The sequence below is a fragment of the Candidatus Enterococcus murrayae genome (assembly GCF_017315985.1).
Classification (GTDB): Bacteria; Bacillota; Bacilli; order Lactobacillales; family Enterococcaceae; genus Enterococcus_A; species Enterococcus_A murrayae.
Genome location: NZ_JAFLVR010000049.1, coordinates 25,484 through 37,154, shown reverse-complemented (window position 1 = coordinate 37,154; position 11,671 = coordinate 25,484). Strand labels below are relative to the sequence as shown.

The following is an 11,671-nucleotide window of genomic DNA, read 5'->3' as shown; positions in this document are numbered from 1 at the left end:
TGGTATATGACGCTTACAAAATTTCTAGTAAAACAAAAAATAAAATAAAACAATGGAGGAAAAATGTCTCCGGCAAGACATTAATGATCGGATCAGTCGCTGGATTAAAAATCCATGCGTCATTGTTGAAAAAGACACCATGAAAAAGAACGAAAAATCGATCAAAATTCACCGCCATTAAAAACGCGACCACGATCGGAACCGCAACAGCTATACGAAACGGTTGAACCATCGTCCACAATCGCTGCTGTTTCACTAAGTGGCGCACATAAAAGATACTAGGTACCATCGTCGCTAGTAACAGGCCATAGTTCAAAAGAAATAATTTCTTCACTTCATAAAAATGCAGTGCTCCGCTAACTGAAACCGGAAAATCATCCATTTTGAGTGTTTCTACCCATGGCAGATTCAAGTAACGCATTAATTGATCAAAATTATGCAGCAGCTCTTTCGTTGAAAGCGTCGTATAGTCCAACAACTCTAAATGTCCGATATCAAACTGATAAAGCCAGCGAGCATTGATTGTCATTGTAATCGCTAATGTAAGCAGCGTTACAATCAAACAAAACAAGCCGATTCGCTCTAGCCATTTATTTTTCATCAAAGCTCCATTCATCTAGTGAATCTACAAGATACGTTGGCGGCACAGGCAGCGTTGGAACATCGGCTTTTTGTGTGAAGCCAGATAAAACTAAGAGAGAATCAATAGCATTATTGATCCCTGCCAAGATATCCGTCGTGTAATTATCCCCCACCATCAAGACATCCGATTTTTCCAGACCTAAAATTTCCACCGCTTTATCCATAATAATTGCTTCAGGCTTGCCGATATAGACCGCTTTTTGTTGCGTAGAGGCTTCTACCATCGCAATCACTGAACCTGCTCCTGGTAACAAGCCGCGTTCAGTAGGGATATTTTTATCTGGATTCGTTCCAATAAACATGGCGCCCTTTTGAATCGCTAATGTTGCTGTGACAAACTTCTCGTATGTAACCTCTGTATCTAAACCAATTACGACATAATCTGGGCTTTCCTCATCCCAAACATACCCGGCAGACAAAATAGGATCGATCAGACCAGGTTCTCCGATGACGTAAACCTTTTTGCCTTTAGAAGCAGCATTCATATAATCAATCGTTGCTAGCGTTGCTGTGTAGACAGTTTCCGGGCTTACATGAATAGAAAACTCATCCGATAATCGATTCGCTACTGTCTCAGGTGTTTTCGTTGTATTGTTAGTCAAAAATAAAAATGGAAGCCCCCGTGCTTGCAGCTGTTCAACAAAACGGCGGCCGGCTGGGATCGGTTCACTGCCGCGGTAGATCGTTCCATCTAAATCAATTAAATATCCTTTGTACATCTTACTACTCTTCCCTTTGACGAATCACGAAGCGTTCGTCCTTTTCTTTTGTTTTTGCAGGAATTTCTTTTTTCGGCTGACGGTTTTTGATGATTGGTTTTTTCTTCGGCTTATCCGTCACAAGCTCTTTCTTCTCTTCAATGTATGCTTGCGGCTTATCCTTACGCTTACGCTTGCGTTTTTTACGATTTTGCTGCCGCTTGCCTCCTGTTCGTTCCAACACAAAATAGGCACATCCAAAGTTACAATACTCATACAAGTAATCTTCTAATGTGTCAATCCGTTGTTCCGGCAGGCTTTTTCGATCATCTTCACGGAAAAAACCTTTAAGGCGCAACTGGTCATAGCCCCAATCACCGACGATGTAATCATAGCGTGTCAAGACCTCACTAAAGCGTTCACCTAAACGTTCGGCATCAAAGCCTTCACGATAATTTCTAACTAAGCGATATTGGCGTTCACCAATCAAAAGATTACTATCATCAACAAATACGACGGGTTCTCCTTTTGTCTTTTCTTCAGCGGGGTTTTCAACGATTTCATCTAAAACCTCAGTCAACTCTTCAGTGACTGTTTTTTCTGGATTGTTGTTCTTTTCTTTTCTATCTCTTTTTTCTTTTGCCATCGTTTCACCACCTGTTTGCTATTATACCTTGTTTTTATTTGATTGGATAGTGAGTGTGGAGATAGTCTCCTAAAACACTGCGAATAAAATCTGGAAATAAAAAATCATAGCGACCAGCGATTTCAATCGTTGGAAAGAAAGGAACAAACATGAAATGATCCACTGTCGCTATCGTATAGTCCAGCTCAGGATCGATCGGCTCGCCAAGCCAGCGAACTTGGTGATTGACTCGATCATACTCGATTCCATCATAGACAAGGTGACCAAAAATCTTGCCGCGGAACCCCATTCCTATTACAGGAAAATTGATGAGAAAATGTCGGTTCTTTTCCATCTCTAGAATCAGCCGAATCAGATTATCCCCATCTAGCGTAACCTTGATTAAATGCATTGGATGCGGCAATGCCGTATGAAGCTGATCTTGATTGACAATTCCTGCTGGCACATCAGTCAAAAACAGACCCGAATTTAAAACGGCTGCTTCTGTGCCCGCCGCTTCTTTTACAGCAGACAAGGTGTAGTCGATCATCGGATGTTCTGCCTGCAGATCTGTACTCAATGTAAAGGGAACATCTGCTACTTTTTTCTCTGCCAATAATCGATGCCCTTCTTGCAGGTAATCTTTGATTTCTTCCTGATCCTCTGGCAAGGCCAGCATTTTTTCAGTAGGAAAGGTATGAGCAGTTGTTTGGAGAATTCGATGGTTTTCATCTACCGTCACATGGACTTCACCAACGTAATAGCCATATTTTCCCGCGGCTGCCAATTGAACATTCCCTATTTTTTCGCCATCCTCGAACAAATGATGCGTGTGGGAACCTAAGATGATGTCAATTTCCGGCAGCTCCCGAGCGATTCGCCGATCAACGCTGATCCCTAGATGACTCAGCAAAACTAAAACATCAACCTTTTGACGCAGCTCCGCCACAAGCTCCGGTAAGATATCCATCACTTGACGAATATCCCAGCCATTAGGACTATAGGTCAACGGAAAGGGCGCGGTGAACGCCAACAGGCCTACTTTGGTTCCGTGATCTGTCGTAATGATTTTAGACTGTTGCGCCCATTCAGGCGGCTGCAACGTTTGCTTATCAAAAAGATTGTCCAATAAAACATCAAAATTCGCTTGATCGTATAAATGGTTTAGCTCAGCTTTAGAATTTCCGACCCCTTCATTATTACCGATAGTTGCCGCATCATAATGAATTTGGTTCATCAGCTGGACATTTGCTTGACCATTCGTGGCTTCTGTTAACGGGTGCCAGCGATCGACAAAATCTCCTAAATCAATAGTAATTACCCTTTTTTCTGCAGTCTCTTCTTGTTTTCGATTCAACAGAAAGCGGCGAATCTTCGGCCAATTTTCCAAATGAGAGTGGAGATCATTCGTATGTAAAAGAATAATTTTTTCCATTATTCTACCTCTTTTCAACTCTTCTTGTTCCATCTATAGTAACATATAGCTTAACAAGGCTGAACGAACTCGTTCGCTGAAAAGCAGGTGAAATCATGAAATTTGAATCAACTCTCGGAACCATTTGGTTAGATGCCAACCAATCGGCATTGAGCCATATATCGTATACCCCGCTCGCTGAAAATCCGTTAGCCAATCAGAAGATCCTTCAAACAGCAAAGCATCAACTCGTAGAATTTTTAGCTGGTGAACGGAAAACTTTCGATATCCCTTATGTTTTTGAGATCGGAACAGATTTCCAGCAGGAAGTGTGGCAGGCATTGGCGGAAATTCCTTATGGCGAAACATGCAGCTACCTTGATATTGCTGAAAAAATCCAACGAAAAAAGGCGGTCCGAGCAATCGGGCAAGCAAATCGAAATAACCCGTTGCCGATTCTCATTCCCTGTCATCGAGTGATCGGAAAAAATGGCAAACTCGTTGGCTATTCAGGCTCAAGCGATGAAGGTCTAAAAATGAAGGAACAATTACTCGCAATAGAAAACCCTATACTCCAAGAAATAACTCTTTTCTAAAAAAAATACTGTCGTTGACTTTTTTCAGTCAACGACAGTATTTTTTTAGTTGGATGACGATGCCGAAGCTGCTTCATCTTCTTTCACACAATCAATCGCAATCACTAAAGAGATAATTAATTCTTCTAACGTTTCATTCAAAATAGTGATCTCATACGTATCTCCCCATGAGATCCAGCGTTTATTTATATCTGCAACCTTCTGTCCTTTTTGCAACACTTCAAAATCCATATCCCACCAGTTGCCGTTGACCGTCAAATCCGCAGCAGAAATTGAATATTTCGCCTTAAAGAAACTTAGTTGCTTTGAAATCTCAATCGTCTCTTCCCCATTCATCTCAACAAAGAATTTCGGCAAAAGACTAATAACTTTCTTCGTGATTCGGCTGATTTCGTGGCCGCGTTCATCTTCAATCGAAAAGGTTTTAGGAATCTTCATAAAACTGCCTTTGACAAAATAGCGCGGCTGCTGCTCCTCGTCCATCACAGTAAATTTTTCACCGATACTAAAAACCTTTTGTTTTATATACAGTTTTTTCATCGCGGCTCCTCCTATTTTTCTGATAGATCTCCTGTATTTATTACGGGCTGTGTTCCTTTATCCGTAATGATCGAAACCAATAAATTGTTAATAAGCTGAACTTTACGATCATCAGTAAAATGAATGTTCTGCCCATTTTCAATTTGTTCAAGTGCCATCTGGGTCATAGTCACTGCACCTTCAACAATCGTCTGCCTAGCAGATAATATCGCTTTCGCTTGTTGCCGCTGCAGCATTGCATTCGCGATCTCCGTTGCATAAGCTAAGTGATTTAACCGCGTTTCAATTACTTCTACTCCAGCCATCGCCAACCGTTCTTGCAGTTCCGTTGCTAATTCTTCAGAAACTTCAGTCGTGTTGCCCCGCAACGTCAAATCATCGTCATTGAAGGTATCATAAGGATATTGAGTCGCAATATGTCGGATCGCTGTCTCGCTTTGAATCTCTACAAAATCCAAATAATAATCAACATCAAACAGCGCTTTGGCAGTATCCACTACACGAAAAACTACGACTGCTGAAATTTCAACAGGATTCCCATCTGAGTCATTCACCTTCAAAAGTGAACTATTAAAATTCCGTACCTTCAGTGATACAGGAATCTTGCGTGTTAACGGCGTCGTAATAAACAACCCGTTTTCTTTAATCGTTCCAAGATATTTACCAAAAAACAGAACCGCTTTTGCTCTGTTGGGTCCAACGATTGTTAAGGAGCTTAAAAACAAAACGCCAACGATCCATAAAACAATGCCCAAGAAAATCAATCCGAAACTACGTGATTCGTTTCCAATAAAAACCGCCCAAATTCCAATTCCAAAAAGAACAATCAATCCAACTAAACCTAAATAACCATTAATATGAAAGGCTTTCTTCTCCTTCATCGCTGCACCTCCAAAATCTTCTCCCCTCAGTGTACGCCTAATTTGAAAGAGCTTCAATTAATAGTCACTACACGAAACTTCAATAAAAAAAAGCTCACGGCTCAATTGTCTGGTTCTATTTGAATAAAACCAAAAAAGGAAACGCCAAAGCGTTTCCTTAAGGTGATTTGATCGAAACAACAAGATTTGACTTGGAACAAAAAAAACCGCCCCTAGGAGGAGACGGTAGATAAATCAACTAATTTTTATTAAGCTTTTTGGATGTTTGTAGCTTGAGGTCCACGTTGGCCTTCTTCAACATCGAAAGTCACTGCTTGACCTTCTTCTAAAGTTTTGAAGCCGTCGCCTTGGATAGCTGAGAAATGAGCAAATACATCATTGCCATCTTCACCTGTAATAAATCCAAAACCTTTGTCTGCATTAAACCATTTTACTGTACCGTTATTCATGTATGTTTCCTCCTGATACGTATCAAAGTACGTTTTTTTTGCAATTAATTGTTGATAGTAAAAGGAGTTCAATACGTTTAAATATATACAGTCCAAATCACATTTCAAAATCGATTACTGATATACTATACCATCTATCGGAGAAAAAAGCACGCAAAATAATCAACAATATTATTTAATATTAATGAAGGCCTACACTAGCAACCAAGAAAATCAAGAAAACCAAGGCCAGTATAGGGGCGAAATTGAACAAAAAAGGCAAATAAATGCTTGCCCCTTTTGGATTCAGACAAATAAAAAAGCAAGCTCTCAGGCTTGCTGTTACGCAGTTTATATCAGACACATGCCGGATCCCACTTAGTGCTGCTTCCTTCCAGACCTGACACAATTCACAGGCCCGGCATTGTCCTGCCTTTCGGCAAAAAATAGTATAACAAATTCTACTCGTTTTGACTAGTCTTTTTTTTTCGTGCCCGAATCGCTCGAAAGAAATTGGTCAATAGCATCCCGCATTCCTCTTCCAGAATGCCTCCCTCGACATAAGCCCGATGATTGAAGCGCTCGTCTGTTAGTAAATTCATCAATGTGCCTGCTGTTCCGCCTTTCGGATCATAGGCCCCAAAATAGACCTCTTCCACCCGCGATAAAATCATGCCCCCGCTGCACATCGGACAAGGCTCCAGCGTTACAAACAGCTGACATTCCTCCAAACGCCAGCTATCCAAATGCTGACACGCCTCTCGGATAGCAAACATTTCGGCATGACTCGTTGCGTCCTGACTATGCTCCCGCAGATTATGCCCCCGTCCGATAATCTCGCCATGATAAACGATGACCGCACCAATCGGAACCTCGGCAAGCGCTTCTGCTTTTTTTGCTTCAGCAATCGCTGCTTGCATGAAAAAAAGTTTTTCTTCTTCTGTTAACTGACTTTCTCGCTCCATTTTGTTCCTCACTCATTTAACTGTATTTCTAATCAACTTACTTTAGCATAACTTTTTCAACAAAAAAAGATGCGCCATCGCTGGCACATCAATTACATTACTTTATCTACAAAATCCATCAATCGGTCTTTCAAATCCTCGGTCGTATCTTTGATGGAATCACCATAGACCGATACGCGCTTTTTTCCGCTTTTGATCTTGTCTAAAATACCCATGATATTATCTAAATCTTCATCTGACAGCTTATCTACAATTGCAAGCAATGTTTCACTGCCGTCAAACTTATCACTGACGAAACGTTTTACTTTGCAACGATTTGATACATGACGAGCCTTTTCAATCAGCTTCCCAGAAGCAACGACAGCTGTGGCTGTACTCGCTGCAACAATCACGCCTACTCCGATTTTGACCTTGGTCGATCTTTTCATAGTATCAGCTCCTTATTCGTATTAATGAGCTAATTTCTCTCACGAAAAATTAGACTGTCATCCTTAATTCCATCATACCACACACTCAAAATTATCAGTAATAAGAACTACCGAGAAATGAAAACGAAATCTTTATGGTTAGATAAACATACAAATCGAACTATTTACATGTTTGCTAAACGCGTTCAAGCTCTTCTAACAGGGCAGGTCGTCTCGGATAAGTCGTCTTCAGCTCCTGGACAAAATCTGCCAGTACCTTTTTACCATCTGGTATCTTCTTCATGTCTTGCAGCAAATAAACAATGTCGCGGTATTTTTTGCGGCTAGAAGATTCATGCAGCATACCACGAATCTCTTTTTTGTATTTCTCCAGCAAACGTTCAGGATAACGGTCCTTCAAGATAACCAGATAAGATTGCGTTTTATAAAGCATAAAGGACTTCTCAACTTCTTCCATCAGCAGGTCGTAGCACTGCTCTTCTACGTACAGATCATCCAGTACGACCTCTCCCGCAAGTTTATTAAAGATTTTATCCCGGATCGGCCGCCACTCATCTGTCGAATACAGCTGTTTCAACTCGCGAAAAGTCTCCAAGCTGCCTGGATCGTCTTCATAAATCAAGTGATACAACTGCTCTACATAAGCCTCTTTTTCTCCTAATTGCAAATAAAGATTTTTTAACTGAATACTGTACTCACTGACCAATCCGCGATACTCTTTGTCCAAAATGATACTTTCCTTTAATACTTCGATCGCTCGATAAAAATTTTTCTGGTCAATGCAGCGCTTAATATACCTTTGCCGGATCTCATTATGGTTCCACATACTTCGATAAAAGGCCTCGATTTCTTCATCTGGTTTTCCCAGCTGCTCCAATAATTCAGCCTTTATTATCCCCCAAGAAGCAAGCGAGTAATCTCTGATAAAATCATTCTGTTTGGCCGCCTCTTCAAGCATTTCTTCCACGCGACGCAGCTTTTGTTCTGCAAAGTTCAGCTCTTGAAATTCTTCTGCGATGATTTGTTGAATGAGCTCTAATAAAAAATCATGCTCCAGCTCAGCCAACTGACGTGAAAACCAAATAAACATGTCATTCTTCGTATCTGGATCAACCAGTGAAAGAATCCGCTGCCAGATCTCATAGCATTCATTTCCTAAAAAAACGATCTCCCCATTGGAATCATCGATTTCCACCTCACCAATCGTTTGAAAAACAGCGTTCGTTAAATCGAAGGCTTCGTGATACCGCTCTTCATCAATCAACGACTGAACCTCGGTATCCAAAAACGCAGATAGATCAGCAGCAAAGCCAAAAGCATGATCATAATTAATGTAATCAGAATAATCTGTATAGCGATCCACGATCTGATTTACTTGAAAAAACGGATCAGCCGTCTTACTGGTAATTCCACTTTTCTGAATCCTGCCCATGAAACGTTGTGCCAAACTCTGATCCTGCTGCAAGCTTTCCAGCAGAAACGCACGCAAGGTCACTTCATCGGCTGCCGCAATAGCTTTTTCCAGCTCGGATTTTGAAAAGACCGACACCTCTTTTGCCGCCCCATTCTCCCAAGCAAAAAAGACTGCCGCCATATGCTTGCAGGTATTCAGATCAGCGGCATAAGGACATTCACAGAACAAACCTAAGTTATCCTCTTCGCTCAAATCAAGCTCGACCTCGTAATCCTGAGTGCCTGTTACAATTGCGGATAGGACACCAGCTTCATCAATCACGTTAGTAACATGCCCCATCTGATAATAATCCAATCCCCGCTCCAATATCCGCGGTTCAAATAAACTTTGCCATTCCATCATAGGACTTCCTCCTCTACATCAACAATCCTTCTCCACTCCCATTATAAAAGAAAAACCTGCAGACATCCTCTCTTTTAGAGAGTTTGTCTGCAGGTTGAAAGAACCAGCGTATTGCCAATACTTAATTTCGATTGCGATTACCGAACAGCAGGATCAACCGCAGCAATTGCAGGAAGGTTGCCAGCGCTGCCGCTACATAAGTCAACGCAGCCGCAAACAGCACTTTCCGAGCCGCCGCCAATTCATCCTCCTCCAGCATATTTCCCTCGCGTAAAATACTTAGCGCCCGTCGTGACGCATCAAATTCCACCGGCAAAGTCACCAGCTGAAAAACTAGGGCCAATGAAAAGGCTAAGATCCCGATATTGATCAAGGTTTGGTTCCAGCTCATAAAGACACCCAGCAGGATCAAAGGAAAAGAAAGGGTCGACCCGATATTGGCCACCGGCACGATCGCCGCCCGCATCCGCAGCGGAATATAATTTTTCGCATCTTGGACGGCATGCCCGCATTCATGGGCCGCCACACCAATCGCTGCTACCGAAGTGGATTGCGCAGTCGCTTCGGACAAGCTCAATATTTTATTCCCACTGTTGTAATTATCCGTTAAATCACCAGCAATCTGTTGAACGCCGACGTCATTGACCCCTTGATTACGTAAAATATATTCCGCTGCTTGTGTTCCTGTGACGCCTTTACTGCTGCGGAACTCATCATATTTACGAAAGGTCGAATTGACATAAGCAGATGCCAGCCCAGAGATGACCAGCCCGGCAATCACTAATAAAAACGTGGGATCTAGAAAATTATAAGGCATTCCATACCCATACATAGACATTCTCCTTTTTCGCTATCCTTGATTCTAAAGACTTCTATCAGCCAGCCAATCTTCGCCCGCTTTAAAAAAGTCACACATCTGTTTCCAACAAACTTGTGAACATGAAATAGTTCGTCTTTAATCAAGGCTGCTGTTTAAAATAATCCGTTTCCTAAGCATAGTTTAGCACGAAAGGCATGAATTTTTTATGAAAACAACTCTAAAAATCTCTCTAGCTTATAACTTCTTTACAAATTCAGATTTTAATTTCATCGGACCAAAGCCATCGACTTTGCAGTCAATATTATGATCCCCTTCAACTAAGCGAATATTTTTCACTTTCGTTCCTTGCTTGATGGCGCCTGACGCGCCCTTAACTTTTAAATCCTTGATCACAGTAACACTGTCGCCTTCTTGAAGCAGGTTGCCGTTACTATCTTTGACGACCAATCCTTCCTCGACCTCATCACCTTCAGACCATTCATGACCGCATTCAGGGCAAACAAATAAGCCGCGATCCTCATAAGTATATTCTGATTGACACATTGGACAATTTGGCATAATCTTCCTCCACTAAAATTATTTTCTAAACACTAAGTTTAGCGGAAACACCGTGACTTGAAAAGTCCTACTCAAAGAAAACATCAGCGATGACGTCCGCCTGAGTTCTTTCTGATCAACCATTGAACCTCCAAAACGCCATTATCCCATACTAAAAAGACCTGATTGTCTGTTTTTTTCAATCATGCTGTCCTTCTTTTTGCCTGTTCGTTATACTGCTATTTCTTCCTTTTCTGTAGATAGTTCTTTTTCCTTCTTTCGATTCGTCGTTTCTCGCGCTCTTCTTCTATTTGTTCGGCGGTTTTACCATAACGCATGTAGGTGGTGTCCGATTTTTGCGAGATAGCGGCTGATTTTTTTGCCTTTTTCTCCGAAGAAGTCGCTGTGGCCGATTTCATTACACTGCCGTCCTTTTGCGGTGCCGTGGTTTGTTTCGTTAATAGCGCTTCTTCAGGGGCGTTCCGATTCGAATCAACGCTTTTCTTCGGTGCTCCTCCAGTATTTGTATTATTAAAAGCGAGTGCTTCTCCGCTTGTCTCCTCAGTGGAAGCGGCTTCCTCCATCAATACTTGCCCAGACTCCTCCGCTATTTCTACGCGAGTGTCATAGGACGTTGTGCTGATTTTTCCTGAACCTTCATAATTGATGAACTTGACGAATTTTCGCACACCGTTTGTTTCAAAAATCGTCAAGGTTGTCAAAATCTGTAAAATATTCGCAATCACTATCCTAGTTTTATTGGGATCGGTTTCGCGAATCGTCAACTTGTGGCGTTTGCCATTAATATCTTCAAAGAAGGACTCCACAATATAGGTGTGATCCGCCTGGCGAATGTCCAGTGTAGCTTCTTCGGTTAAGTAGTCTTTATAGGCACGAGCTTCTTTAGTACAGGCTAAATAATCTGCTTCATTAGAAAACAGGCGATTGCGAATGGTTTCCCAATCGTTTTTACAATATTCTTCAAAATATGGAGCGTACCGACGCAGCATATCATTAGGCTCTGACGTTAAGAACAGTTCTCGCATCAATGCTTGAAGCGTCTCTGAAATCGTACGGGAACAAATGGCGCTCCGCACAAGAACAGCCACAAGATATTCAACAACCTCTAAAACATTTTGACTCTGTTCATACCGTTTGATTATTCTCTTCTCAAGATTCTCCCACTTCATCAAAAAGAGCTGTCTTTGACCCAATTTCGCTACATCCATTTTTCCTACCCCCGAGTTAAACTATATTAGTATTAAAAAGTAATCGTTTTCA

14 protein-coding genes and 1 other RNA gene are annotated in these 11,671 nt (G+C 41.6%); 1 reads left to right on the top strand and 14 read right to left on the bottom strand.

Going from position 1 to position 11,671, the window contains the following annotated elements; translation table 11 throughout:
* Window positions 1-13 precede the first annotated feature (13 nt).
* Genes JZO85_RS18045 through JZO85_RS18030 form a run of 4 tightly spaced genes read right to left on the bottom strand, consistent with a single transcriptional unit; the run spans window position 14 to window position 3,400 of the window.
* The gene (locus tag JZO85_RS18045; protein ID WP_207109901.1) at window positions 14-601 is read right to left on the bottom strand and encodes a TIGR01906 family membrane protein; all 588 of its coding nucleotides are present in this window, start codon (window positions 599-601) and stop codon (window positions 14-16) included.
* Complete coding sequence (locus JZO85_RS18040; protein WP_207109900.1) at window positions 591-1,361, bottom strand: TIGR01457 family HAD-type hydrolase; 771 nt, start codon at window positions 1,359-1,361, stop codon at window positions 591-593. Before JZO85_RS18040 ends, JZO85_RS18045 begins: the two co-directional genes overlap by 11 nt.
* A 4-nt stretch (window positions 1,362-1,365) precedes the next feature.
* Window positions 1,366-1,986, bottom strand: a complete 621-nt coding sequence (locus tag JZO85_RS18035) for a YutD family protein (protein WP_207109899.1) — start codon at window positions 1,984-1,986, stop codon at window positions 1,366-1,368.
* A 34-nt stretch (window positions 1,987-2,020) separates the two neighbouring features.
* Window positions 2,021-3,400, bottom strand: a complete 1,380-nt coding sequence (locus JZO85_RS18030; protein WP_207109898.1) for a bifunctional metallophosphatase/5'-nucleotidase — start codon at window positions 3,398-3,400, stop codon at window positions 2,021-2,023.
* A 95-nt stretch (window positions 3,401-3,495) separates the two neighbouring features.
* Here JZO85_RS18030 and JZO85_RS18025 point away from each other — a divergent pair, with 95 nt between their 5' ends.
* Window positions 3,496-3,975: a methylated-DNA--[protein]-cysteine S-methyltransferase gene (locus JZO85_RS18025; RefSeq protein WP_207109897.1), complete on the top strand. Its 480-nt coding sequence runs from the start codon at window positions 3,496-3,498 to the stop codon at window positions 3,973-3,975.
* Window positions 3,976-4,020: 45 nt separating this feature from the next.
* Here JZO85_RS18025 and JZO85_RS18020 read toward each other — a convergent pair whose 3' ends face one another.
* The 10 genes from JZO85_RS18020 to JZO85_RS17975 form a co-directional block, all read right to left on the bottom strand.
* A complete protein-coding gene (locus tag JZO85_RS18020) occupies window positions 4,021-4,515 on the bottom strand; it encodes an LURP-one-related/scramblase family protein (RefSeq protein WP_207109896.1) in 495 nt (164 codons plus the stop codon).
* Between the two features lie 11 nt (window positions 4,516-4,526).
* Complete coding sequence (locus JZO85_RS18015; RefSeq protein ID WP_207109895.1) at window positions 4,527-5,396, bottom strand: SPFH domain-containing protein; 870 nt, start codon at window positions 5,394-5,396, stop codon at window positions 4,527-4,529.
* A 248-nt stretch (window positions 5,397-5,644) separates the two neighbouring features.
* On the bottom strand, window positions 5,645-5,845 hold the full coding sequence (locus tag JZO85_RS18010) for a cold-shock protein (RefSeq protein WP_090407834.1): 201 nt from the start codon (window positions 5,843-5,845) through the stop codon (window positions 5,645-5,647).
* Between the two features lie 330 nt (window positions 5,846-6,175).
* An RNA gene (ffs, locus tag JZO85_RS18005) (signal recognition particle sRNA small type) lies at window positions 6,176-6,259 on the bottom strand.
* A 26-nt stretch (window positions 6,260-6,285) separates the two neighbouring features.
* On the bottom strand, window positions 6,286-6,789 hold the full coding sequence (gene tadA / locus JZO85_RS18000) for a tRNA adenosine(34) deaminase TadA (protein ID WP_207109894.1): 504 nt from the start codon (window positions 6,787-6,789) through the stop codon (window positions 6,286-6,288).
* 92 nt (window positions 6,790-6,881) lie between these two features.
* The gene (locus tag JZO85_RS17995; protein WP_207109893.1) at window positions 6,882-7,217 is read right to left on the bottom strand and encodes a hypothetical protein; all 336 of its coding nucleotides are present in this window, start codon (window positions 7,215-7,217) and stop codon (window positions 6,882-6,884) included.
* A 175-nt stretch (window positions 7,218-7,392) separates the two neighbouring features.
* Window positions 7,393-9,033: an SWIM zinc finger family protein gene (locus JZO85_RS17990; RefSeq protein WP_207109892.1), complete on the bottom strand. Its 1,641-nt coding sequence runs from the start codon at window positions 9,031-9,033 to the stop codon at window positions 7,393-7,395.
* A 121-nt stretch (window positions 9,034-9,154) separates the two neighbouring features.
* Complete coding sequence (locus tag JZO85_RS17985; RefSeq protein ID WP_207109891.1) at window positions 9,155-9,865, bottom strand: zinc metallopeptidase; 711 nt, start codon at window positions 9,863-9,865, stop codon at window positions 9,155-9,157.
* A 222-nt stretch (window positions 9,866-10,087) separates the two neighbouring features.
* Window positions 10,088-10,411: a zinc ribbon domain-containing protein YjdM gene (locus JZO85_RS17980; protein ID WP_207109890.1), complete on the bottom strand. Its 324-nt coding sequence runs from the start codon at window positions 10,409-10,411 to the stop codon at window positions 10,088-10,090.
* Between the two features lie 218 nt (window positions 10,412-10,629).
* Window positions 10,630-11,619, bottom strand: coding sequence for a hypothetical protein (locus JZO85_RS17975; RefSeq protein WP_207109889.1), 990 nt, complete (start codon window positions 11,617-11,619; stop codon window positions 10,630-10,632).
* Window positions 11,620-11,671 lie beyond the last annotated feature (52 nt).